The sequence below is a fragment of the Mesorhizobium sp. LNHC252B00 genome (assembly GCF_000502955.1).
Taxonomy (GTDB): domain Bacteria; phylum Pseudomonadota; class Alphaproteobacteria; order Rhizobiales; family Rhizobiaceae; genus Mesorhizobium.
Map to the genome: position 1 here is coordinate 211,980 of NZ_AYWO01000001.1, position 24,529 is coordinate 236,508.

General features: G+C 59.6%; 25 protein-coding genes. 12 read left to right on the top strand and 13 right to left on the bottom strand.

The window, feature by feature from the left end; all coding sequences use genetic code 11:
• Positions 1 to 8 precede the first annotated feature (8 nt).
• Complete coding sequence (locus X744_RS168145; RefSeq protein ID WP_023756853.1) at positions 9 to 1,388, top strand: aspartate aminotransferase family protein; 1,380 nt, start codon at positions 9 to 11, stop codon at positions 1,386 to 1,388.
• Between the two features lie 8 nt (positions 1,389 to 1,396).
• Positions 1,397 to 2,500 carry an alcohol dehydrogenase family protein gene (locus X744_RS168140; RefSeq protein ID WP_023756854.1) on the top strand — a complete coding sequence of 368 codons (1,104 nt, stop codon included), beginning with the start codon at positions 1,397 to 1,399 and terminating at the stop codon, positions 2,498 to 2,500.
• 295 nt (positions 2,501 to 2,795) lie between these two features.
• Here the strand turns inward: X744_RS168140 and X744_RS168135 are convergent, their stop codons facing one another.
• The 9 genes from X744_RS168135 to X744_RS168100 all read right to left on the bottom strand — a co-directional run bounded on the left by X744_RS168135 (position 2,796) and on the right by X744_RS168100 (position 11,778).
• A complete protein-coding gene (locus tag X744_RS168135; RefSeq protein ID WP_023756855.1) occupies positions 2,796 to 3,815 on the bottom strand; it encodes an isopenicillin N synthase family oxygenase in 1,020 nt (339 codons plus the stop codon).
• Between the two features lie 109 nt (positions 3,816 to 3,924).
• Positions 3,925 to 5,211: a hypothetical protein gene (locus tag X744_RS01000000169095; RefSeq protein ID WP_245266367.1), complete on the bottom strand. Its 1,287-nt coding sequence runs from the start codon at positions 5,209 to 5,211 to the stop codon at positions 3,925 to 3,927.
• 227 nt (positions 5,212 to 5,438) lie between these two features.
• On the bottom strand, positions 5,439 to 6,464 hold the full coding sequence (locus X744_RS168130; protein ID WP_023756856.1) for an acyltransferase: 1,026 nt from the start codon (positions 6,462 to 6,464) through the stop codon (positions 5,439 to 5,441).
• A 58-nt stretch (positions 6,465 to 6,522) separates the two neighbouring features.
• Positions 6,523 to 7,191, bottom strand: coding sequence for an isoprenylcysteine carboxylmethyltransferase family protein (locus X744_RS168125; protein WP_023756857.1), 669 nt, complete (start codon positions 7,189 to 7,191; stop codon positions 6,523 to 6,525).
• Positions 7,192 to 7,330: 139 nt separating this feature from the next.
• Complete coding sequence (locus X744_RS168120; RefSeq protein ID WP_023756858.1) at positions 7,331 to 7,855, bottom strand: prepilin peptidase; 525 nt, start codon at positions 7,853 to 7,855, stop codon at positions 7,331 to 7,333.
• A gap of 1 nt (position 7,856) precedes the next feature.
• A complete protein-coding gene (locus X744_RS168115) occupies positions 7,857 to 8,399 on the bottom strand; it encodes a tetratricopeptide repeat protein (RefSeq protein WP_023756859.1) in 543 nt (180 codons plus the stop codon).
• 53 nt (positions 8,400 to 8,452) lie between these two features.
• Positions 8,453 to 9,403: a type II secretion system F family protein gene (locus tag X744_RS168110; RefSeq protein WP_023756860.1), complete on the bottom strand. Its 951-nt coding sequence runs from the start codon at positions 9,401 to 9,403 to the stop codon at positions 8,453 to 8,455.
• Positions 9,404 to 9,421: 18 nt separating this feature from the next.
• Positions 9,422 to 10,393 carry a type II secretion system F family protein gene (locus X744_RS168105; RefSeq protein ID WP_023756861.1) on the bottom strand — a complete coding sequence of 324 codons (972 nt, stop codon included), beginning with the start codon at positions 10,391 to 10,393 and terminating at the stop codon, positions 9,422 to 9,424.
• Positions 10,393 to 11,778 (bottom strand): CpaF family protein, encoded by a 1,386-nt coding sequence (locus X744_RS168100; protein WP_023756862.1) that lies wholly within the window; start codon positions 11,776 to 11,778, stop codon positions 10,393 to 10,395. Before X744_RS168100 ends, X744_RS168105 begins: the two co-directional genes overlap by 1 nt.
• A 687-nt stretch (positions 11,779 to 12,465) precedes the next feature.
• Here X744_RS168100 and X744_RS168095 point away from each other — a divergent pair.
• From X744_RS168095 to X744_RS168050, 10 genes are all read left to right on the top strand, one after another.
• On the top strand, positions 12,466 to 12,636 hold the full coding sequence (locus X744_RS168095) for a Flp family type IVb pilin (protein ID WP_023756864.1): 171 nt from the start codon (positions 12,466 to 12,468) through the stop codon (positions 12,634 to 12,636).
• A gap of 91 nt (positions 12,637 to 12,727) precedes the next feature.
• A complete protein-coding gene (gene cpaB, locus X744_RS168090; RefSeq protein WP_023756865.1) occupies positions 12,728 to 13,804 on the top strand; it encodes a Flp pilus assembly protein CpaB in 1,077 nt (358 codons plus the stop codon).
• Between the two features lie 54 nt (positions 13,805 to 13,858).
• Complete coding sequence (locus X744_RS168085) at positions 13,859 to 15,304, top strand: type II and III secretion system protein family protein (RefSeq protein ID WP_023756866.1); 1,446 nt, start codon at positions 13,859 to 13,861, stop codon at positions 15,302 to 15,304.
• On the top strand, positions 15,291 to 15,581 hold the full coding sequence (locus X744_RS168080; RefSeq protein WP_023756867.1) for a hypothetical protein: 291 nt from the start codon (positions 15,291 to 15,293) through the stop codon (positions 15,579 to 15,581). The genes X744_RS168085 and X744_RS168080 overlap by 14 nt, the downstream gene beginning before the upstream one ends.
• A gap of 71 nt (positions 15,582 to 15,652) precedes the next feature.
• On the top strand, positions 15,653 to 17,206 hold the full coding sequence (locus tag X744_RS168075) for a pilus assembly protein TadG-related protein (RefSeq protein ID WP_023756868.1): 1,554 nt from the start codon (positions 15,653 to 15,655) through the stop codon (positions 17,204 to 17,206).
• 4 nt (positions 17,207 to 17,210) lie between these two features.
• On the top strand, positions 17,211 to 17,738 hold the full coding sequence (locus X744_RS168070) for a TadE/TadG family type IV pilus assembly protein (protein ID WP_031259485.1): 528 nt from the start codon (positions 17,211 to 17,213) through the stop codon (positions 17,736 to 17,738).
• A gap of 1 nt (position 17,739) precedes the next feature.
• On the top strand, positions 17,740 to 18,381 hold the full coding sequence (locus X744_RS168065; protein ID WP_023756870.1) for a TadE/TadG family type IV pilus assembly protein: 642 nt from the start codon (positions 17,740 to 17,742) through the stop codon (positions 18,379 to 18,381).
• Positions 18,378 to 19,541, top strand: a complete 1,164-nt coding sequence (locus X744_RS168060; protein WP_023756871.1) for an AAA family ATPase — start codon at positions 18,378 to 18,380, stop codon at positions 19,539 to 19,541. The genes X744_RS168065 and X744_RS168060 overlap by 4 nt, the downstream gene beginning before the upstream one ends.
• Positions 19,525 to 20,124: a L,D-transpeptidase gene (locus tag X744_RS168055; RefSeq protein WP_023756872.1), complete on the top strand. Its 600-nt coding sequence runs from the start codon at positions 19,525 to 19,527 to the stop codon at positions 20,122 to 20,124. The genes X744_RS168060 and X744_RS168055 overlap by 17 nt, the downstream gene beginning before the upstream one ends.
• Positions 20,121 to 20,717 (top strand): hypothetical protein, encoded by a 597-nt coding sequence (locus X744_RS168050; protein WP_023756873.1) that lies wholly within the window; start codon positions 20,121 to 20,123, stop codon positions 20,715 to 20,717. Before X744_RS168055 ends, X744_RS168050 begins: the two co-directional genes overlap by 4 nt.
• An 8-nt stretch (positions 20,718 to 20,725) precedes the next feature.
• Here X744_RS168050 and X744_RS168045 read toward each other — a convergent pair whose 3' ends face one another.
• From X744_RS168045 to X744_RS168030, 4 genes are all read right to left on the bottom strand, one after another.
• Complete coding sequence (locus X744_RS168045) at positions 20,726 to 21,181, bottom strand: hypothetical protein (protein ID WP_245266370.1); 456 nt, start codon at positions 21,179 to 21,181, stop codon at positions 20,726 to 20,728.
• 334 nt (positions 21,182 to 21,515) lie between these two features.
• Positions 21,516 to 21,956: a hypothetical protein gene (locus X744_RS168040; protein WP_023756875.1), complete on the bottom strand. Its 441-nt coding sequence runs from the start codon at positions 21,954 to 21,956 to the stop codon at positions 21,516 to 21,518.
• A 620-nt stretch (positions 21,957 to 22,576) separates the two neighbouring features.
• Positions 22,577 to 23,344: a Crp/Fnr family transcriptional regulator gene (locus X744_RS168035; RefSeq protein ID WP_023756876.1), complete on the bottom strand. Its 768-nt coding sequence runs from the start codon at positions 23,342 to 23,344 to the stop codon at positions 22,577 to 22,579.
• 259 nt (positions 23,345 to 23,603) lie between these two features.
• On the bottom strand, positions 23,604 to 24,170 hold the full coding sequence (locus X744_RS168030; RefSeq protein WP_023756877.1) for a hypothetical protein: 567 nt from the start codon (positions 24,168 to 24,170) through the stop codon (positions 23,604 to 23,606).
• Positions 24,171 to 24,529: the final 359 nt, after the last annotated feature.

Sequence of the window (24,529 nt, forward strand, 5' to 3'; positions counted from 1 at the left end):
GTCAAAAAATGCTCGACCAGTCCAACGAACTCGCCGCCTGGGATCGCGATCACTTGTTCCATCCCTCGACCCATATGGGCACGCATGCGCGCGGCGAGAGCCCGACGCGCATCATGGCCGGCGGTGAAGGCGTCACCGTCTGGGACGACAATGGCAAGAAGAGCCTCGACGCCTTCGCCGGCCTCTATTGCGTCAATGTCGGCTACGGCCGGCAGAAGATCGCCGACGCCGTCGCCGCCCAGGCGAAAAACCTCGCCTATTATCACGCCTATGTCGGCCACGGCACCGAGGCCTCGATCACGCTCGCCAAGATGATCATCGACCGCGCGCCGAAGGGCATGTCGAGGGTGTATTTCGGCCTCTCGGGCTCGGATGCCAACGAGACCAACATCAAGTTGATCTGGTACTACAACAACGTGCTCGGCCGGCCGGAGAAGAAGAAGATCATCTCGCGCTGGCGCGGCTATCACGGCTCGGGCGTGATGACGGGATCGCTGACCGGGCTCGACTTGTTCCACAACGCCTTCGACCTGCCGCGCGCGCCGATCCTGCACACCGAGGCGCCGTATTATTTCCGCCGCGCCGACCGCTCGATGAGCGAGGAGCAGTTTTCGCAGCATTGCGCCGACAAGCTCGAGGAGATGATCCTGGCCGAGGGGCCGGAAACGGTCGCCGCCTTCATCGGCGAGCCGATCCTCGGCACCGGCGGCATCGTGCCGCCGCCGGCGGGCTACTGGGAAAAGATCCAGTCGGTGCTGAAGAAGTATGACGTGCTGCTCGTCGCCGACGAGGTGGTGACGGGCTTTGGCCGGCTGGGCACCATGTTCGGCTCCGACCATTACGGCATTAAGCCGGACCTGATCACCATCGCCAAGGGCCTGACCTCGGCCTATGCGCCGCTGTCGGGCGTCATCGTCGCCGACAAGATGTGGCAGGTGCTGGTGCAAGGCTCCGACAAGCTCGGCTCGCTCGGCCATGGCTGGACCTATTCGGCGCATCCGATCTGCGTTGCCGCCGGCGTCGCCAATCTCGAACTGATCGACGAGATGGATCTTGTGACCAATGCCCGCGAAACCGGCGCCTATTTCCGCGCCGAGCTGGCCAAGGCGGTCGGCGGTCACAAACATGTCGGCAACGTGCGCGGCGACGGCATGCTGGCGGCGGTCGAGTTCGTTGCCGACAAGGACGACCGGGTGTTCTTCGACGCTTCGCTCAAGATCGGACCGCAGGTGGCAACAGCACTTGCGGCAAGCGGCGTCATCGGCCGCGCCATGCCGCAGGGCGACATTCTAGGCTTCGCGCCGCCGCTCTGCCTGACCCGCGAAGAAGCCGACATCATCGTTTCGAAGACCGCCGACGCGGTCAAGAGCGTGTTTGCCAATCTCTGAGATCGACCATGAATGCCATGACCAAAACCCTTCCTGCCACCATGGCCGCCGTGCTGCTTACCGGGCACGGCGGTCCGGAAAAACTCGTCTACCGCAGCGATGTCAAAGTGCCCTCGCCTGCTCCTGGTGAGGTGCTGGTGAAAGTCAGCGCCTGCGGGATGAACAATACCGATGTCTGGGTGCGCCAGGGCGCCTATGGCACGGAAGAGGACGCGGCTGCGGTGTCGACCTGGCGGCGCCAGGGCAACACGCTGAGCTTCCCGCGTATCCAGGGCACCGACACTGTCGGCACCATCGCCGCCGTTGGCGAAGGCGTTTCGTTTGACCGCATCGGCGAACGGGTGATGGTCGATTTCTCGATCTACAACCGAGACGACGATTCGCTCGCCGACATCGACTATATGGGCCACGGCCGCGACGGCGGTTATGCCGAATACCAGGCCGTGCCGGCCGAGAATGCTCATCTCGTCGATACGAACATGACAGACGTCGAGCTCGCCACCTTCTGCTGCGCCTATTTGACCGGCGAACAGATGCTGGAACGGGCCGCGCTCAAGGCCGGTGAACGCGTGCTTGTCACCGGTGCTTCGGGCGGCGTCGGCTCCGGCATCGTGCAATTGGCTCGGGCGCGCGGCGCCATTCCCTACGCCATCGTCGGCAAGGGCAAGGAACAGGCGGTGCGCGACATCGGCGCCGAGGCCGTCATCACGCGTGGCATTGCCGACCTGCCGCATGCCGTGAACGAGGCGACTGGCGGCCAGCCGATCGATGTGGTGGCCGACCTCGTTGGCGGCGCCATCTTCAACGATCTGTTGCGTATTCTCAGGCCCGAGGGCCGCTATACCACCGCCGGCGCGATCGCCGGTCCGGTCGTCCAGCTCGATCTCAGGACCATGTACCTGAAGCAATTGCAGTTGCATGGCTCGAGCCAAGGCACGCGCGCGGATTTCCGCCGCATCGTCGGGTACATCGAGGCGAAGAAAATCCGGCCGCTGGTCGGCGGCGTCTACAAGCTCTCCGATTTCCACCATGCGCAGGCGGATTTTGTCGCCAAGGATTTCGTCGGCAAGCTGGTTGTGGTGCCGGATGCCATGTGGGGTTCGGCTGGCTGAACAACCTATGCCTCAACACTGCCTTGATGCGGAAATGAGCACGACACGGGTGTTTGACGGGCTTTTGCGGCATTTCCGTCTTGCGCCGTCCGAAACCAGGACGAAAAATGGCCGGGCGCGAAGACGGCCCGGCCAAAAGAAGGTCAAACCTTCAGAGGGGAACACCGTCCGGCGGAATGGGAGGAAACCGCCGAACGATTTTGCCAGTCTGGGCTTATTTCTGCGCCTCGGCCACGAATGGAATTCCAAAAAATGCGCAAATTGGCAAAAATTCGTGCTCGGCACCATAGGGCCCTCACGAGCCCGCGGCTCCGGTCTCGAGCAGATCGGCATAGTGGCGGCGTGCCACGTCGGGATGTGAACGCAGCCGGCTTTTGAGCACATTGGTGCCGACATCGCGGAACAGTGGGTTGTCGGGATCGCTTGCCGGTCCGCGTGCCTGCGCCGCCAGTTCCTCGGAGAGGCTGAGGAGCGGGATGATGGCATCCAGCCGCGCGCTGAAAAAGAAGGGAACGGAAATCCGCTCGACGCCGGCAGGCGGCGTGACGACGCGGTGCACGGTGGCGCGCAGATAGCCATTCGATGCCAGTTCGAGCAGTTCACCAATGTTGACGACCAGCGTTCCGGGGAGCGGGTCGACATTCACCCAGCTTCCATCATAGTCGACCTGCAGCCCCTTGTTGTCGTCCTGCAGCAGCAGGGTCAGGAAGCCGCCATCCTTGTGCGCGCCGACACCCTGGTCGGTGCCGGTCGCCTGACGGCCGGGATAGCGCACGATCTTCATGCGATGGTTGGGCGAATCCCGGTAGATTGCGTCGAAGGCGTCCTCGGGCTGGTCGAGCGACAGCGCGAAGGCCTTCAGCAAGCGGATCGCCACCGCCGTCGCCTTGGTCTGCCATGCCAACAGCGCCGGCTTGAGCTCCGGCAGGGCCCGGGGCCACTGGTTCGGCCCTTGCAGCCGCGTCCAGGGTGCTACTCCCGGCCCTTGCGCTATCGGCTGGCGCTCGACGCCGATGTCGAGCTGTTCACGCCAGTCGGCGGTGCCCCTGGTCAGTTCGCCGCCGGCGCGGGTGTAGCCGCGAAACTGCGGGGATTTGACCATTTCGATGGCCAGCTTGTCGGCTTCGGGCAATGCGAAGAACCGGCGCGAGGCATCGAGCACGTCGTCGATCTCCGCGGCGGAAATTCCGTGGCCGCTGAGATAGAAGAAGCCGACGTCCCGGGCCGCCGTGCGCAGGTCCAGGAGAAAGGTGCGATGCTCGGACGCACCTTGTTCGAGACGGCTGAGATCGAGCACCGGCACAATTCTGGGCATGGTCAGGTTCCTTCCATTCTCTGCCTTGCCTGGGAGAAGTAGAAGCGACCACAGGCAGGAGATCCGGGCACGGATCGCGCCTCCAAAAGTGGCACGCGGTGGCTGCCGATCAAAGCAACGGGCGCTCCAATCTGGTCCGAATGGAAGAACGCCAGCGCTGCATATGATGGCCTGTCGGCAAATAATGTTCCAAGCTGCTATTTTGCCCGCAATGCGTCGCGTGGACCGTCCTTCGAGCGCGATATCGTCCAATAGCAGCTAGCGGAACAGATATTTCGACACTTCCGGGTTGCCGCGACGCCACATCACATTGTCCAGGAAGTAGTGGTGCACGTTGATGAATATCCACGCTATGAAGAGGAAAAGCGACGAGCCGAGCACCTGTTTGTCGTAGGGGACCAAGGCGGTCAGCGCCATCGGCACGAGCCAGAAACCAAGCGCGCCAAGAATTGTGCCGGCGACGATGAATATCAGCACCCGCAGCCTGTACAGCGGCCCGAGAATGGACAGGACCTTGAATCCCGGATCCCTGGCGGCATCCGCGCGGTCGCGCTCGACATTGGTCTGGTAACGCCAGACCACCGCCAGGTACTGCAACGAATGGAGCGCCGGCACCACAAGCAGCCAGAGCGGATTTATCGTCACGAACAGGATCCAGGCATAGAGGGGTGACGACATAGGCGACGACGCCGTTATAGGGCAGCGCGCCACCATGCTTGCGCCAGCGATTGGCAAACATCACGACGGTGGCCGCCGAGGACGCAGCGGCGACCGCGACGGCGATGTTGAGGAGCCATGGCGGGACGGCGAATGTGTAGTAGTCCAGGCCCCAGAACTGCCGTTCGGTGATCACCACATTCGTCTGAAGCCACGCGAACAGCCACACGGCATAGCCGTTGAACAGCAGCACCTTCTTGTCCTGATCGCTGAAGAATTTGCGCTTCAAGACGGCGTCCACCATCAGCATGCCGTAGCCTTGCTTGACGTAGTGCCAGCCGACGAAAAAGCCCATCGCATTGGTGGCATATCCCAGCAGGCGAGCGTTCCCGGTTACGGAGCCATAGGCGAAGAAGGCGCCCATGATCAGCGGCACGACAATGCCCGCGAAAATGTAGCGAAGCTGGAGGCTCCTGTCGTACCCTTCACCGCGCACCTTGCGCGCGTAGTTGCGATAGAAAATCTGGTAGGAATGCGCAAAGTGCGGCTGGTTGATGAGATGCGACAGCAGGAACGCCGTCAGCGCCACCAGACCTTCGTATTTGAGCGGCACAAAATACAGCACCGGCAGGATCACGAGCGCGCTCCCGCCAAGCATGAAAAAGTCGATGAACGGACCAAAGAGATATTTCTGCGGGGCGACTGAAACCGAGGCATCCGCCGAAAGGTGAAGTGCCATGCTGCCTTCTCCCTGTGATCGTTTATTTAGCCATCGACCTGATTGCCGGGCAAGGTCCCCGGGCTCCGAACTCAGGCTGACAAAAGACCTGACGACAGCCGACGGCGCCGGCGGCTTTTGTGCCGTGATAGGAATTTTTTCCTTGATTCGCGACCTCAGCTATGGTACATATTTGCCCATGGTGCTGATTTGCGCCAGTGACCCCGCCGCACAGGCGGGTTTTTCGTTCAGTCCCGTAATGCCAAGCCGGATGGTTGGCGGCCTGTCTTCAGATGGGGATCATGCCGGCGCAGGAATTTGCGTAGCGGCAACTCGAACCGAATGTACATCCGCCAGGCCAGAAGAACTGATGTAGCCGTGCCGATCACGATGATAAGGTCTGGGGGAACCGGAAAAGCAGTCCACACCATCAGAAGCAGCGTTATCGGCAGAGTGTGGATCAGATAGAGCATATAGGAGGCGTCACCGAGAACCGTCCAGACGCTCGGCTTCGCGTCGATCTGCATCGTGCCGAAAACGATCATTGCCGCTGGGAGACCGTAGACCAGCACGCGCTGGAAGCCGTTGTCGCCCGCGAGGAACTCCATGGTCCCCCCTTGCGGGGCTATCCCGATGAATCCGGCGGCTATCATCGCCGCGGCGCCGACAGGCAGGCACCACACCGCCGGTCTCCACCTGGGCACGTAGGCGAGAACGACGCCAAAGCCGAACTCGATGATCAGCGGGTTGCCAAGAAACTGCGGCACTGGACCCGCCGAGCGAAATATCATTGCAAGGCCGAAGATGCCAAGGAGTCCCGGCAACAGCCGCCGATCGACGAGGACAACGGTCGCTGCGGCGTAGAACAGCATCTCGAAGCACAGCGTCCAGGCCGCCGGCAGCGCTGGCGCGGTCATCTGATCGGTAGCCGGCCAGAGCAGCAGCGTCGCCACTGCGTCCCGCCAGCCGAAGCCGGTTTTGTAAGCGACGATCGCATACGGGATGCTGGTCAGCAGGTAGAGCGGAACAATGCGCCGGAACCTCCGCCAAGCGAAAGATCGCCAGGTCAAACCCGGTGCCGTTCTTGCTATGATCACGCCTGATATGACGAAGAAGATATCTACGCCTGCGCGACCGACCACCTGAAAATCATGAGGCAGTAGACCATTGGACCCGGTGGCCAGAACGGCAGTCTGAGCCGCATGGACATATACGACCATGAGCGCGGCGATGAACCGAAGTATTTGCAGAGACCAGATCAAGCCAATGCCCACATAGATTGAACCGTTTTGGCAGTCGGCGGCAAGTTCCAGAGGGCCAGCCCAATGCCGACTATCGCTGGCCAGATGCCGGCAGTGCCGAGCCTGGGAATCGCGGCAGAAGCATGGGGACGCGCCGAGCATATCCATCATATTCGGGGAAGGTTTGCCGCAGGATGGCTTCCTCATTTCTGGCGCGCCGATACTGGAACAGAAACTGCAGCGCACCGAGCGCCACCATCAGCATCGAAAAATGTGAAATGATCATACCGATAACGAAGACAGCCTCACATATGTACAGTGGATGGCGAACAATTGAGTATGGCCCTGTTGTAACCAGACGCCGGGCCGTAGCCATGACCGAGAAAGAGCGCCCAAGCCAGTAAAGACAAAAAATCGAACTGGCCGTGCCAATGAAAATCAAGCAAAGAGCCACCACTTGCGCTGCTTCGCTGTCCAGCGCGGGCGTCAGAAACATCGCCGCCAATATCATGAAAGACCCAGCTACCGATGTAATCCTTGGTTCAAGTCCCCGAGCCGTTCCCTTTGGCGGAAGGCGGCCGATTGTCATGAGAATCTGCAACAACAACAAGACAGTTCCCGCCGCCTTTGTGACGACAGCCAGCGAACTTGCCGTGGTGTCCTGGTGGAAATAGAAGAACAGAGGAGCCGCGCTAAATATCGCCAAAACCGTGATGACAAAGACGATGGCAACGCGGCCGAAAAAATCCTCAGTTAACATTTTGCCCACCCACTCGAGATGGACATTGAAGCACCACTTCCGCGCGCCGACAAGGAAATGGTTTGCAAAGAGTTAACTCCTCTGTCGCTGTGCTTCCTGGGCAACGACCGATTGGCGGTTGCGACGATCTCTCGGGCTCTCAGACCGATACGCCACCAAGAACCATCGCGTCGCTGTAGGCTTGGAATGCGATCGTGCAGATCGCCGCTGCTGAAATCGGCACGCCAAACGGCACGACGCCTTTGTGATCCAGATGTTGAACGTAAAGGCGGAATGCGCTTTGCGGCAGCATGAAGGGAGTTTTCACGATCAACGCCGTGGCTAGGGCGAAAACCAGCAGCAGTGCGGAAAACACGATCAGATCGCTTCCTCCGATCAGAAATGGCACCACCGCCATCAGCTTGACATCGCCGGCGCCGATCTTGCGCAAGGCCCAGAACGGGAAGAGCGCGACGAACAGCAAAAGTCCGGCCATGGCACTGAGCCCCGTGTCCCACCAGGATCCGGATTGGAGCGACAGCAGCAGCATGCCCCCCGCCCCCAGGCAGAGCAGCAGCAGCACGTCGCGATTGGATATCTTCTGGGTGGTGAAGTCGAGCCAGGCAATCCTTGCCAGCAGAGGAATGGTGAGGACTTTCAGCAGCAGCGCTTCGACGAGCAACATGCTAGCGCTCGATATTCTGCACGCTTGATGACAGAAGCTTCAGATTGTTGGCGACGGTCGGATCGTTGGGCGCCAGTTCGTATGCCTTGAGGAAATTTGAGCGTGCATCCTGCAGCTTGCCGCGCAGCAGATAGGAATAGCCGACATTGTTATAGTATTCGGGCGTCGCGCCGACCAGCTTGGACGCACGGGCATAGGCCCGGTCGGACAGATCGAAGCGGTGGATCCGGTCGGTGCAGGCGGCCAGCCCCATCCAGGCGCCGCCGTCATTGGGCGCCAGCTGAGTCGCCTTGAAGAACAGCGCGCCGGCATTGCCATAGTTTTCCGCGCGGAACTGGTTCTTGGCTTCGGCCACGGCCTGGTCCGAGGCGTAATATTCGACGTCACCGACCGTCTTCAGCCCGTCGAAGGCATCGCCGAACGATGTGACATCACCCTTCGATGGCTCGTTGGTGCGAACGACACCATCGGCTGCCCCATTTGTCTGGCAGCCGGCAAGCACTACCGTCAACAGGCAGGCTGCGACAGCGATAACCCTTTTCATATAATTCCCCTCGAGGGTCCCCGACTCGTTTTAGGACCAAAGCATATACCTAACTAGAAGAAAACACCTCTCATTCGGATAATGACAGGCAACATGATGACCATCATCACAACCGGGAAGATGCACAACCCCAATGGAATCATCATTTTGACCGGCAGGGCATTAGCTCGCTCCTCGGCATTCATAATTCTCTGCCCGCGCATTTCGTCGCTATAAGTGCGCAGGGCATCCGTCAGGCTCGTACCCAGTTCTTCCGACTGCCGGAACAGTATCGAGAGCGCCCGAGCCTCGTCGAGGCCAAGACGATCTGAGAGATCTCGGAGAGCCTCACGCAACGGTTTGCCGGCGCGCAATTGTAGAGTCATAATCGAAAGCTGGATGCCGAGCCATTTGTGGGTGCCGGCCAATTCCTGACTGACACGCTCGACTGCCGCCTCCAGGCTCATCCCGGCATCGGCGCAGGTAATCATCATATCCATAAAATCCGGGAACCCGCGACGATAGATCTGCTTTTGCCCATTCTCGAAGCGATCAAGCAGAATACTTGGAATGACAATGCAGCCAAGTCCAAAAAAGGCAGCCCCACCAAAGGCTACGAGACCCGGCAGCTGCGGTGGCAATATCCGCGACAGCAGCGCATAGGCACCCAGAAAGCCGGCACAGACGGCGCCAAGCCGCGAAATGGTATAAATCAGCGGGGCGCTCGACTGATAGAAGCCGGCGCGGAAGAGTTTCGCTTCCAAAGCGCTGGGCTCATTCCGCTCCTTCTCCATCGATCGGAAATATGCCTCGACTGGCCGCTGAGCTGAAATCCTCGCCAATTCTTCCTGGCCCACAAGGGAGCGGCGGTTGGCAATTCCGTCGGCCATCAGACTTTGCACAACGAGTTTCCGCGTCTGCAGCGCCGGCAAGAAGATGAGCGCGCCGAAGAGAAAAAGCGCCACTGCCGCTACGAAAACGGCTATGGAGACCACGAGGCTCAGGTCGTCAGTGTTCGAAAACAGGTTTATGTCTCGCTCCCGTCAGAAATCGAAATTGACCATCCGATACATAATGAATACGCCAAATAGCGCAAGTGAGCCGAAAATAACGAAGACCGGCATTACGATAGGACTGTTCCACACTGCGCCGTAGTAAGAAGGCGCAATTAACTGGAGGATCAAGAACATTACCACCGGGAACAGTGAGATGATCCACGCCGACATTCGGCCCTCGGCAGAAAGCGCCTTGATTTTCAAACGCAGTTTCTGTCGTTCGCGCAGCACCGACGAGAGATTGGACAGGATCTCGGTCAAATTGCCGCCTGTCTTGGCCTGAATCGATAGCGACACCGACAGTAATTGAAGACCCTCGAAACCGACACGTTGGGAAAGTTTCCGCGCCGCATTTTCAATGCTGAGGCCAAAAGTGATTTCGTCCGAGACAATGCCGAACTCAGTGCCGATCGGGTCGGGCATTTCACGGGCGACAAGGCTTATCGCCACGGAGGCCGGATGTCCGGCCCGCAGCGAACGCACGATCATGTCGAGTGCATCCGGCAACTGCTTTGCAAATTTCTGGATACGCTTGTTTCGCGCGCGCCGGAGAACGAAAAACGGGAGCACAAATGTGGTCAACAAAAAAACGATCATCGAGAATATGGCAGAGAAGTGGAGTAGGAACGCAAACACCAGCGCCAATACAAATCCGGAGGAAACAAACATTGCGACAAACGAAAGCGGATTACCGATTATACCGGATTGAGTGTATAGTCTGTTCAGTCCAACCATACTGAAAAGAAAATCGCCCGAATTGGTAAGCCCACGCTCGCGCAGCAAACCTTGCAAGGCTTGCTCGGCCGGAACTTCATCGGCGAGCCGGTTCAGCCGACGATTGATCGTGCTGACCCTGGAGCGGCGTTTGGCATAGGTAACGTAGAGAGCCTCGGCCGCGAGGATAACCGACGCCGCTGCCAACACATAGATGAAATACAGCAGCGTCTGATTGGTCGGCATCAAAGCGGAGCCTGTGGGTTGAAAGCATCCTTGGCAAAATGATGGCCGAGCGTCGCCGCTTCCTGAGCAAAGCGCGGACGAATACCGGTAGCGCGAAACTCGCCGACGATCTGGCCTTCAGCCGTCACCTCGCGGCGAACGAAATGATAAAGCTCCTGGAGTTGGACGACATTGCCTTCCATGCCAGTCAATTCCGATATAGATACGACCCGCCTTCCTCCATCGGAAAGGCGCTGCGTCTGCACGATGATGTCTATGGCGGAAGCGATCTGCGCCCGGATGGAATCATTGCTCATCGGCATGCCGGCCATGCCGACCATCTGCTCCAGCCGCGAGATCGCGTCGCGCGGCGTGTTGGCGTGGATGGTGGTCATCGATCCCTCGTGGCCGGTGTTCATCGCTTGCAACATGTCAAAGGCTTCCTCGCCGCGCACCTCGCCCACAATGATGCGGTCCGGCCGCATGCGCAACGCGTTCTTTAGCAATTCGCGCTGGCGCACCTCGCCCTTGCCCTCGACATTGGGGGGCCGCGTCTCCAGGCGGCCGACATGCGGCTGCTGCAATTGCAGTTCTGCCGCGTCCTCGATGGTGATCAGCCGCTCTTTCGAGGGGATGTAGCTCGACAGCGCGTTGAGCAAGGTCGTCTTGCCGCTGCCGGTGCCGCCCGAAACCAGGATCGATTTGCGCGCCTGCACGGCGATGCGCAGCAGATCGACCATCGGCTGCCGGATCGAATTGAATGCCATTAGGCGTTCCAGCGAATAGGGATTCTTGGAGAACTTGCGGATCGACACCAGCGGCCCGTCTACCGAGACCGGGCGCACCGCAATGTTGACACGCGAGCCGTCCGCCAGCCGGGCATCGACCATCGGCGCGGATTCGTCGACACGCCGGCCGATGGCCGAAACGATCTTGTTGATGATACGGAGCAGGTGCGCCTCATCGCGAAAGCGGATCGCCGTCTCCTCGATCATGCCGCGGCGCTCAATGAAGACGCGCTTATGGGTGTTGATCATTATGTCGGCGATTGAATCGTCCTTGAGCAGGGGTTCGATCGGCCCGAGTCCCAGCATCTCGTCCGCGGTGTCACTGGTCAATTGATCGAGCTCGCGTGCATTCAACGGCACATTGCGACCACGCACGAATTCGCGCACGATGGGGCGGATTTCGTTGAGGATCTCATCCTTCGACGCGCTTTCAAGTGCCGCAAGATTGAACCGGTCGATCAAATGTCGATGCAAATCGACTTTCAACGCCAGGAACTCGTCGCCATGCGGTGCAAGATCCGGAATTGGTGGCGGCGGCGCTGCAACGGGTAGCGGCACATATTGGGTTACTTGCTGCGCCAGCGGCTCGGCTGGCCCCTTCATGAATCGGCCTAGCATTTTGTGCGCCCCCCGAATTCCCTTGCCCGGAAACTGTCTGTCGACCGCGAGGCAGCGCCGCCGACCAACACGCCGGCGAGGCGCAACTGGGTCATGTGACGTGCGAGATCCTGCGGCCTCGCGAACCCCTGCCAACTCCTCGCCTGCCCCGCTTCCGATCGACCCAACATAGAAAGTTAGCCTCCCGCTAAATTCGTAACGCTTAAACTAACCATTAACCACGGAGGCGGGCAAGCGCCTAGCGACGAGCTGAAAGCCAATACTTATAACATAGTTAAGGCCCTCGGCCGAAAATGTCGTTTTATCTTACCCGAGGCGCCCGCCTGCCCAGCCTCACGGAACCTTACAAACCGCAACAGGCGGGGCGGCACCCAAAACAGTTCGTAACCCCTTAGATATAAAGGAATATGCACTACGCCTAATGTACTAGCGGCACATCCGCAACTGCGATGGAATTGTGAACGAATGGTTAAGGACGCTTGAAAAATTAGTCGAATCAAGATCTTGTTGAAATTGAAGTCGGCTCAAACTTCGATAGATCAGGTATTGAAACCTTAACAGACCCTTAATCGCATTTGACTCTGCTTTTTCGTGGGACCTAGGATTGAGATGACGGGGGATGCTTGGGTATGGATTTCATCCTTGGCTCGTCTCGTCGGGTTCAAACCTCCAAAGGGAGAAATTATCATGAAGAAGCTCATGACGATGACCCGGCAGTTCCGCGACGATGAGAACGGCGCTGCCATGGTCGAATACTCTATCCTGATCGGGATTATCACCGTAGCCACAATCGCCGCCATCGTGTTTGTCGGCGGATGGGTCAGCACCCAGTGGAATAATCTTCAGGCGGCACTCTAGAATTGGCGTTCAGGCCCGGGTTGCATGACCCGGGCCTGAGACCTGTCGTGGCGGGCGAAATTCCCGCATAGTGGGCTTGGGGTTTGGAAAAATGCGCGCCAATACACTCATTATGATATTCCTCGCCGGCGTGTTCGGCGTACTAGCGGTTGTGCTCGCCAATATCTGGCTGGCCAATCAGCGCAGCGCCATGGCGCAGACCAACGGCGTCGAGCGCGACACGGTCGTGGTGGCTGCGGTGGCGCTGAAGTTCGGCGACATTCTGTCCGCCGACAAATTGCGTGAAGTCGCATGGCCGGCGGGCGCGGTTCCTGCCGGCGCCTTCAAGACGACAGAAGAACTTCTGACGAAGGACCTTCCGGCTGGCGGAGGCACAAAGCAGGCTTTGCAGACGATCGGCGTCAACGAACCCGTTCTCGCCACCAAGATCACCGGCCCAGGCCAACGCGCCACGCTTTCGGCAGTGCTCAGCGAAGGCATGAAGGCAGTGTCCATCCGCGTCAACGACGTGCTGGGCGTCGCCGGCTTCATCTTCCCGGGTGACCGCGTCGATGTGCTGCTGACGCGCACGGTGCGCGGCGAAGACGGCGCGGACAAGAGTTTTGTCGACGTGCTGTTGCAGAGCATGAAAGTGCTCGCCGTCGACCAGGTTGCCGACGAGAGCAAGGACAGCCCGACTGTCGTCAAATCGGTGACGGTCGAGGCCAGCACCAAGGACGCGCAGAAGCTCACCTTGGCCGCCGGCGCCGGCCAGTTGTCCCTGGCGCTTCGCCAGGCAGCTGCCAGCAAGGGCGAGACCACCGAGCGGGTGACTCTTTCCGACCTGACCGGGGAAATGCCGGCTGACGTCGCCAAAAGGCAAGCCGAACTCGCCAAACAGGCTGCAGCCGACGCTGCTGCCGCAGCCGATCGCCAGCGCGCGGAGGATGATCGCAAGCGCGCCGATGACAAGATTGCCGGATTGGCCCAAGCCGTAGACCGGGTGGGAAGCAAGCTGGACGATCTGAGCAAGGTCAAGCCGGCTCCGGCCGTGGCGTCGGCTCCTGAAGTACGGGAAGTCGTTAAGGAAGTCGTCAAATATGTCACACCCGAGCCACCGTCGCGTGCTACCGTGGGCGTTTTTCGGGGCGTGAAACTCGAGACATATGACGTGCCGCGACAACCATGATAGAGTGCGGCAAATAAAACGGGGCTGCCATAGGCAGCGATTGGGGAGATGGGGATGCAGGGGACTTGGTTGAGGATGGCGGCGGCCGCGTTGCCCGGTCTGGCGGCGCTGTTGCTGTCGAGCCTGACGGCCGATGCAGCCGACCGGTTCATCGACGTATCGACCCCAAGCGTCCATCGGATTTTCCTGCCGATGTCGCAATCGGTAACGGTCCAGGTGAGTGCCAATCTGGGCGACATCGTCGTTGGCGACGAGAAGATCGCCGATGCCCAGCCGATGACCGACCGCACGCTCTATGTCATCGGCAAGGGCGCCGGCACAACCACGGTCAATCTTTTCTCCACGGACAAGCGCTCGCTCGGCGCCCTCCAGGTCGAGGTCGGCGTCGATGTCAGCGACATGGCGCAGGCGATCCGCCAGGTGGCGCCAAGGTCGCGCATCGAAATCGGCTCGGTCAACGGCAGGGTCAGGCTCGGCGGCCATGTCAAGGACGGCGCGACGCTGGAGGCGATCATGGCAGTTGCGCAGGAATATGGCCCCGACGCCATCATCAATTCCGTCATCGTAGATGACAGCCAGCAGGTCAACCTCGAAGTGCGCGTGCTGGAAGCCAAGCGGAATGCCGGGCGCGACCTCGGCGTGTCGATTAGGAGCAAGAACGGGGATGGCACGACCCGTACAGGTACCGGTATTGCTGCCGTCGACGAAGACAATGTAGTGCTTGGGCCAGGCAATCTGGTCAGCGGCCTCCTGTCGAACACCAATCCGTTCGCGGCGCTGATCACCCGGGTTATCGACAGCAACATCAAGGTCGACCTGATCATCGAGGCGCTGGAGGCCAAGGGCGTGGTGCGCACGCTGGCCGAGCCCAACCTCACCACGCTTTCCGGTGAGCCGGCCAGCTTCAATGCTGGCGGCCAGGTGCCGATCCGCAGCGTCAACAAGGATGGCGAAGTCCAGATCGAGTACAAGCAATTCGGCGTCAACCTTCTGTTCACGCCGGTCGTGCTCGACGAAGGTAAGATCCATATGAGGCTGGCGCCGGAGGTCAGCGACCTGAACGGCTTCACCACCGCCGGCGACCCGATCTTCACCAACCGCAAGCTGGAAACCGTCGTCGAACTGCGCGACGGCCAGAGCTTCGCCGTCGGCGGGCTTCTGTCCAGCAAGACCACCAAGCTTCAGAACCAGGTTCCGTGGCTCGGCCAGGTGCCGATTATCGGAACGCTGTTTCGCAATTCGAGCAATCAGAAGGAAGAAACCGAGCTGGTGGTCGTCGTCACGCCGCATATCGTGCGGCCGGTGAAGCCCGGCGAGCAGCTGGCGACGCCCTTCGACAAGACACGGCCGGCCAACGATCCGGAATTTTTCGTGCTCGGCCAGCTCGAGGTGAACAAGGACATGATCCGAAAATACGAAACGGGCGACGGCGTCACCGGCCCCTATGGCCACATGCTCGACTTCAAATCGAAGGACAAGATGCTCTATGTCAAGAAATAGCGCCTTGATCCTCATCCTATGCGCCGCTGCGCTGTCGGGCTGTGCCGCGGACTATCTGAACCACTATGATTCGGTGACCCTGGCTGCCGGCGACACACAGAAATTCAATTCGCTGCTGCAGACGGTCGACCCGCTCAACCCAGCCTCCAGGAACACACACATCGAAGGCGACGGCACGCGCGCCGCAATTGTTGCGCACAATTACAAATTTCCACCGCCACCGCCACCGCCGCCGGCGATCACGGTCAATGTCGGTGGGTCGGGCGTGACACAGTGAACTGAACGGAAGGATGCGGAGGGCGCCGGGCATGCGAGGGCCTCTGGCGCAAGAAGGCAGAGAGTAAGGTCATGTTGGGGACCATTCGTGCATTCTGGAACGATCAACGCGGGGTAGCGATGATCCTGGTGGCTATCATGCTGCCGGTGATCATCGGTTTTGCCCTGCTGGTCATCGACATGGCCCGCGCCAACAGCCTGCATAACGACCTTCAGAAGGGCGCCGATGCGTTTGCACTCGCCGCGGCGGCTGAGCTCGATGGCGGGACCGATGCGATAACTCGCGCGGACAGCGCTCTTGCCACGCTTGTCTACAACACATACCGCTTCTCCGCTCAGGGCAGCCAGCAAACATTGGCGTCGAGCGGCATTACCCGGCGCTATCTAAGCAGCCTGCCGGCCAACGACAGCGACCCTATCGCCAACGCAAACGTGACCACGGATGCGACCCTCGCTCGCTTTATCGAAGTGACTGTAACGCCAACGGGTTTCGCGGCAATATTTCCGGCGTCGTTCCTCTCGGGAAATACCGCCAGCAACAGCTTCACTGTCGGAGCCAAGGCCGTCGCCGGGTTCAACAGCGCGGTGTGTGACCTTACTCCTGTTTTCATGTGCAATCCGTACGAAATGGTCAATGGCACCAATAGTGCCGGGGGTATCACACTGCAGCAGGCCGTAGCGGAGAGGCAATACCGACGGCGGCTCATTCAACTGCGAAGCGTTGGCGGAGGAGCTGCCTATTTCCCCGGCAATTTTGGATTCCTGAGCACCGACGGGAACGGCGCGAAAGATCTGGCGACCGCACTGGCATCATCAAAGCCGCAGGCTTGCTTTAGCAAGCGTGGCGTAACCACGGAGACTGGCGAGAAGGCCGGAAAGGTAAAGGCGGCAATAAATCTGCGGTTTGGCATGGAAGAGCCCAGTACACACAACGCCTTCAAGACTCCCGAATTCGGTCCTGCCACGAACGTACGCAAAGGCGGCTACCGAAATAACAGTGGTAATACTTGCCCGTCCTTAAGTGACTTCACTTTTGACGTAACGGGAAAGACACAAAGCCTTGGCTTGGACAACTGCTTTGCTACAGCAAATTGTCCATATTTGGGCGGACGCATGGGCGATGGCAATTGGGACTTCACCACTTATTGGAATATCAATCATCGCGTCGGAAACAGTAACAATCCAAAGCCAATCCCTTCCGAAATTGCGGGCACCGGAACCAACCTGCCGACCCGCTACGAAGTCTATCGTTCTGAAATCAAGAATAATCTGATCGCCGACCTGTCTCCCAATCCTGCGAAAGAATCTGGTGTACCCGAGAACAAATGCCAGCCGGCCGTCGCAACTGTGGACCGCCGACTTCTTTACGGGGCAATAATCAACTGCCAGGCGCTGCAGGCGGATCCCAGCGTCAATCTTAGCGGCAAGACGCCAAATCTTCCTGTTGAAGCGTTTGCCAGTTTCTTTCTTACACAACCGATAAGAACCGACCGCTGCACCGGCAAAGGAACGACTTGTTTCGACTACGACGCGGATATATTCGTCGAACTCGTCGACGTCACAGGCCACGCCGGCCAAGGCACACTCAATAACTTCCTCCGCGACGAACCGCAGCTTTACAGGTGATGTGATGCTGACGGTATTGAGGTCAATTTTACATAGGTTTGGTTGCGAGGAGCGAGGCGCGGTTCTTGTCGAAATGACGCTGATTACGCCCTTGATGATCAGCCTTTCCGCCGGTGTTTTCGAGTTCGGCAACCTTCTCCACCAGAAGCTGCTGATCGAGGCTGGCCTCAATGATGGGGCTCGTTATGCAGCGCGATGCAATCAGACATTCAATACGGCGATCAACTGCGTCACCTATGCAAAGAATATCGCTGCCACAGGATCATACGATTGCGGGGGAAATTGCACGGTTGCAAGCCGGGTCACCGGTTGGCTGCCGGCGGCCGTCACGGTCGATCTCAATCACCTCGTTATCGCGGTGACCGTCGACCCAAATACTGGCTTGGCGAACTACCACAGCACAACCGCCAGCGTCCGGGTTGTCCGGCTCGAAACGTCTTTCACATACACCGGCGCGTCCTTGCTCAACTATCTCGGTGTGGGGCCGATCACCTTCTCTGCCGGCCACGAAGAACGATACACCGGGTGGTGAAATGCACGCATTAGCCCGGTTCAGGAAAGAGCAAGACGGCGCGGCGATGGTGGAAGCCGCCATCAGCATGACGCTGCTGCTGATACTGACCCTTGGCTTCGTGGATTTTGGCTACGCTTGGTATCAATGGAATTCCGCGACCAAAGCCGTGGAAATCGGGGCACGTATGGCTTCGATCTCAGACCCGATTGCGCCCCAAATCGCGGCGGCTGGACTGACGACAACACCAGGCGATCCGATCCCTGTGGGCAACTACGATTTTACGTGCAATGGCGCCACCAGCACTTGCAGTTGTATCGGCACGGGATGCACAGCAACATTCACCGCCGACAATTTCAACAAGATCTTTCGCGGGGACGCGACGGGTACCGGCATCTGCCCACCACTCGTCGCGGGACAACGGCCGGGCATGTGCCACTTCTTCCCAAAGCTCCAGCCCGCCAATGTGGTCGTCCGATATGCGGCCACGGGGTTGGGCTATCAGACCCGTCCGGGCGGACCAGTGCCGACAATAACGGTCAGCTTGCAAGGCGTGACATTCCAGTTCTTCTTTCTCGGCGCCTTGCTCGGTTTCAATAACGTCACAATGCCCTCCATGCTAAGCACCGTCACGGGCGAAGACTTGAAGAGTACCGCGCCATGAATGCCATCAACACCAAGGTTACGCCGACCAAGCGAAAGCAGGTTGCGCTGTTCTCTTCGGATGCGGATTTCAAGCGCGATGTGGCGACGCGGCTCGATGCGCTGGCGATCTATGATGTCAAGGTTTCCGAGACGGGCGACTTTCTCAAGGGGCCGCCCGCCGATACGCGCCCGGGCATCGTCATCCTCGATCTCGGCAATGGCGAACTGCTCGGCAGGCCCGGCATCGTCGAGGCCCGCGCGCTGTGGGCTACCGTGCCGCTGATCGCGGTTTCCGACGAGCTGACGTCGGAACGGACGCGCGTGCTGGTGCGGATGAACGCCTCGGACTGGCTGCACAAGCCGCTTGACGGCAAGGAGCTGCTCAACGCGGTGACCTTCCACGATACCGGCAACCAGGGAGCCAGAAGCCGCATCATCACCTTCATCGGCGCCAGCGGCGGCGCAGGCGCCACGACGATGGCGCTGTCGGCGGCCGAATTCCTGGCCTCCAAATCGGCCGAGCGCGCGGCATCCACCTGCCTGGTCGATCTCGATTTCCAGAGCGCCAATTGCGGCGCCTATCTCAACCTGTTCAACCAGTTCGACCTTGCCGGCATCATCGGCCAGCCGGAGCGGCTCGATGTCGAGTTGATGGATGTCATCAAGCTGTCGCGCCCGTCCGGCCTCACCCTCTATGCGTTCGAGCGGCCGCAACTGCCGTTCGAGCCGCACGGCAGCGATTTCGTCTTCCGGCTGCTGGATCTCGTCGCCTACCGCTTCGACGACATCGTCATCGACCTGCCCAATCTCGAAACGCCCTGGCACGATTCCGTGCTGTCGACGAGCGACGAGATCTTCATCGTCTTCGAGCTCAATGTCGCTTCGCTGCGGCAAGGCAAGCGGCTCTACAAGAAGATCCGCGAGCTGCGCGGCAACGCGGTTAACATCACGCTCGTCGCCAACAAGCACAAGCGCAAATGGTTCGGGAACCACTTTTCGCGCAGCGAACTCGAAAAGATATTCAAGGCGCCGCACATCAAGTCGGTGGCGCTGGACAACGCGCTTCTGACCGACGCGCTGAACAGGGCCATCCCGCCATCGGAAGTGGATGGGCGGGCGCGCTTCAACAAGGACCTGAAGCGGATGTTCAAAGAGCGGCTCGATGACGCTGCCCGATAGACACCGGATCGCGAGATACCGGATCGCTGGGCGGCTGGCCGGCGCCTGCGTGCTCGGCGTGGCGCTGGCGCTGTCCGTGCAGGACTTCGCCGAGGCGCGCTCGGTCGAGCGGCCGCCGCTGCCTGCGATGGGACCCAGCCTGCGCAAGGCCGTTGCCTTCGCAACCGCCGAGCAGCCGGGGACGATCATCATCCGCAAGGACGAGAAGGCGCTTTACCTGGTGACCCGCCAGGGCCAGGCGCTGCGCTACCAGATCAGCGTCGGGCGCGACGGGTTCGGCTGGACGGGCGTCGTCAAGGTGGGGGCGAAGACCGAATGGCCGGAGTGGCGCCCGCCACAGGACATGCGTGTCCGCCAGCCGGAGCTGCCGAAAATGGTGCCCGCCGGTCCCTACAATCCGCTGGGCGCACGGGCGCTCTATCTGTCCCGGGACGGGCGCGACACGCTCTACCGCATCCACGGCACCAACGATCCGTCGGGGGTTGGCTTCGACGGGACATCGGGTTGTTTTCGTCTTACAAACACGGATGTGATCGATCTTTTCAAGCGCGTCGCGGTCGGCGCAAAGGTGGTGGTCCAATGACGACGATCAGCGAACCGGACATGCCGGCGATCGACGTCGGAAACCATGAACGGCGCGAACAGGACGCCATCGAGAGACCCAGCAAAACAAAGGCGATCGGCATTCTCATCGCCAGCGGTGCCTTGCTGATCACCGCGGTCAACATGGCGGCCGCGGTCTATCTCTATCGGGGCATCAGCGACCTGCGTTTCGTCGAGGCGCGGCTGGCGCAGCTTGGAGCGTTCGAGCAGCGGATCGCGGCACGGCTCGACACGGTCAACAACGGCTTCCAGAGCCGGTTCGAGAAACTGGACAGCCAGCTGCAAGGCAGCTTCAACGAGATCAATGGCAACATTGCCCGGTTGGCCAAGAATATACCGGTCGCCGGCGGCGAGGCCGTGTCGAGTGCGGCGGAACCGTCCGAGATCACCACCAGCACGCTGGCGGAAGCGCCCGAAGCTCTCGAAGGCGACAGCGCGAGCGAACCCAACGTCATCGCAGCGCCGCCTGCGCCCAGGAAGAGGACCGCACCGGCGGCGCCTCCTCCCCCAAGCTCCAACTACCAGCGTGTGGAGCAGCCTGACGGCAAGGTCTATTACCGCAGGATCAACTAGTCTGCGGTTTAGAGATCGCGCTGCAGGGCCAGGCTGCGGATGGACCGGGCTTCGGTCCGCGCCCGCGCTTCGCCGAGGAAGGCGATGTGGCAGTATGCACAGGCCGTGACGCCCAGAAGCAGCACCAGGCTGTTCTTCAGGGTGAAATCAACCGCCAGCGAGAATGGAAGGCCGCTGGGCGACGTGAACGCGGCGATCGTGCTCGCCGTTTCCGAGTGGCTGCCGGTCGCGATCATCAGCCCGGCGAAAATCAGCGCGACGTGGTTGGCGAGGAAGAAGAAAGCCGACCTTCTGGTGTTGCACGCCATCCAGCAGACGATCGATGCCGCGGCAAGGATAGCGGCGTCGAGAGCCATCGAGCCCCCCAGATTGAAATCGACCTGCTGCCAAAGCATCGTCGCCAACGGACGCAGTTCAAGCCATATCCACCATGCGGTGGGGCTGGCCGGATAGGCGCCCAGCAAGAAGGTCGCCATGCGCTCCCCTGCCAGGATCGCAAGAATGAGAAACGGGAAGGCAAAAAGCAGAAGCGGCTTGCGTTTCATGTTCCCTCGCCAATCTGCCAGCCAGAATAGACTGCATAGATTGCGCAAGGCTTAACGGTTCAATCAAAAATGTCCTGATGGCTGTGAAGGTGGGCCGCGATTGCTTGCCGTCATGGAACAACCCGGCCCGTCCGCCGTTCGAAGAGCCTCGGGGTCTTTTGAACTGGGCGGCAAGCCTCAGATATTGCTCATCGTGAACGCGGATATCCAGGGACGTCAGCCCATTGGACGCATGCGCGAACCGCCTCTGCGGCTAGTGCCCACGCGCAAGCAGCCAAACAGCCACCAGCCGGGTGAGTGGGCCGGTGATCGCGCTAGCCCAGGTAGTCCTGGCGCGCTCTCGGCGGTCTTTGCGTTCTTGACCGATCATGTTTTGGACTTCAGAGCAACCAAGTGGCGTCAGTACCCAGCTGTTGAGCTGAGACGATCTTCTCCACATTGGGCTGTTGTCGTCCGCGCAAGCAATCGACATATTGAGATAATCCGCCTTCCGGATCAGCCGCCGGGTCTTTATCTCCGCAATCTGTTCATAGTATATCAATGTTTCCCAATAGTGTCGGTACTCTAACTTTTCCCGTTGCGCAGGTGTGCAAGCATTTGCCAGGTCGATGTCATAGGCGTGGTCGAGCTTCCTGATGGTTCGCCGGTACGCCGCAATTTCTAACAAGTCATTGATTTCTAATTGTATCGTCATATGACCTCCCCGCGCCGAAATAAAACGCTACGACGTCATGTGACGTTCGGTCCATTCCACTACTTGGTTAAGCTCACAAGTCAAAAGAACTAGACGGCGAGTAGCATAGCATCGGACGATCTGGTTCTGAAAAGCTTCGCCTAGCTCCGTCTTGGGCGGCATGGCTACCGGTCCGTTGGGCGCGAAACCGTGCCGCACCGATCTGCCTGATTTGGGAATGGCGCTGTGTTGAGCCCCGTTAACGCCGATGCGGATTCTTACGCTCGATTTAGACGCCTTGCATCGTTGACGTTTTAAGCTTTGGCCATTTCCGTTTTACCTTTATTGGCCAAAGACGGTATTGCTTGGCACCACCAATAGGATTAATTGCGTCGCTGCAAAGAGGCCCTGTAAAATTGACCGGTGCGGGTGCGTAACCTAAGCCCGCCGCAATGGCCGGTGCGGTCCTCACGTCCCCGGAGGGCTGCCCCCCGCACCGGCCATTTCCGTTACGCTCTGGTAGTCGGCGACGGTTGGGGATCGATCTAAAGACTGATGCGCGACGAGGCCAGCTGCGGCGTGGAAACACCGAGGCACTCCCCCGCGAGGGAGAGCCGGCCGCAGTTGAGATCAGAATGATGTCAGCTCGAAATGTAAGACCGATCAAATCCGGCCGTTTTGATCAGTCCCGCATGGTCGTGCAACTCGACCACACCATTGCGGAATGAAGCCAGTCCGCTTTCTCGCAAATCCTTCAACACGCGACTTACATGTACAGCCGAAAGCCCCAACGCATCGGCCAACTCGGCCTGGGTCAGCGGGCATTCAAAGCGGTCTGGATAACTCGTTGCCGATCGATGTGCTCGGCAGCCCAGTTCGAGAAGAAGATGGGCCGTGCGTTCCACAGGTCCCCGTCTACTGACTCCTGCCAGATGTTCCGCAACCCTTGAGTGCCGCCTTGCCTCAGCCAGCAGGATAGCCTCGCAAAAGGACTGCGGATAGCGCGAAAAACAAGTATGGACAGGGCCGGTCAACTCGATCGCGGTCACATCGGAGAGAGCCGTTACCGTCTCGCCCCCTTCCCCGCAGAACTCGACCAGGGAAATTTCGCGAGGAAGCGCAAAATCGACGATGAGACGCGAGCCATTCCGCAACGTTTTGCCGAATGCAGCCCACCCCGCAGTCACAACCAGGATGAAGGATTTAGCCCGATGCTCGCGCGCGATCACTGTGTTCGCCGGATAGAAGCGACGCACAGCTCCCGGCAATACGGAGATCCCCCTTTCCCAACTCGCGTCGGCGAGCGTAGGTCCCCGTCCCAAATCAAGAGCCTGCTTTGATAAGCTCATTTTGTCTTGATCACCCCAGCCGTCGATTGCCCCTTCAATCAACCTGAAGCTACTAACCATCAACTACACAAAAAGTTCCGCTTATATTTTCATCCGAATGGCGTTCCGGTCTACCTCCCCAGGGCACAACCTTACCACCTTGGGTGTAAGTTCACCATCCAGCAGTCTCTCAATCTACCCACCGGATAGGCCTCGGCAAGTTGCCCCTGGGCTGCCAGCAGCCAACACCCGCGGACGAACTTGTCCTTTGGGCTGCGCCCGGCGGACCATCACCGCTGCGACACCTCACTGGTTGAAACCGTCGCCAAGCGGCGGCTGTTCAACTTGAGAACAGCCCGGTTAGACGCTTTTCCGAAAGCAAGTCGGGTCCTGCTGGTCGAGTTGAAGCCGGAACCGCGGGCTCAATGGGCGGATCGGGCCGTTGTAGCTCTTGCCATGGCGGGCCAGGGATCACCTGCGTCTCACTTTCGGGACGATCCATAGGGCTGGTTGCCGGTTTTCGGCGCAGGTGAAGCCGCGAGATCGAGGGACGCTTGGCGTTGTAAGTCTGCCGTCTTTCTTCGGCAACTTCGAGGTCATCGAGTGCCGAAATGACCAATGCAAGGCGATCCTCGATTTGGCTAAGACGCTTCCGGGTGGAAAGCAGTGCAACTGAAACCAGCAAAGCGTAGGCAAGTACGACAATGACCGCTCCTACAGAGCTTTCGATGCCGAACACAATTAAGGTGCCGGCCCCAATAGAAACGGCAAGGGCCCCATAGCCCAGCAACCTGCCTTTCTCCAGAAGAAGCATCAACGGCCAAGTAGCGGACAGAATCAGAATGGCTGCCGGTCTGTTGGCAATCCAATCTAAGAGGCCCGGAACAATTTCGCTGTAAGTTTCCATATCAACCTCAGACTAGACGAGCTCAGACTAGACGAGGCCGGCCGCTTTCTTGTCGTCAGGGATGCAGACGCTCCCGCGCGCCCTGTACGCCGCAGCGCGGGAGAGAGATGTATGGTCCGGCGACTTCCTAAGGTCTGGAAGGCCTGCCGGGTAGACCAGATCGACCTTTAGCCGATTTACTACTCAATAATGGTAATGGCGGGGATGTCCGCGAAGCTGTTATGTTTCCGGCTGACGGGCGATGCCGTCGGTCGGTAGGCGGAAGAGAGCGATCTGGACATGTCGTAAGGGGGCACGAATCCCTACATCTCATGCGGTGTGAGCGCTTAACAGGCAACTGCCCGAATTATTTTGAAGTG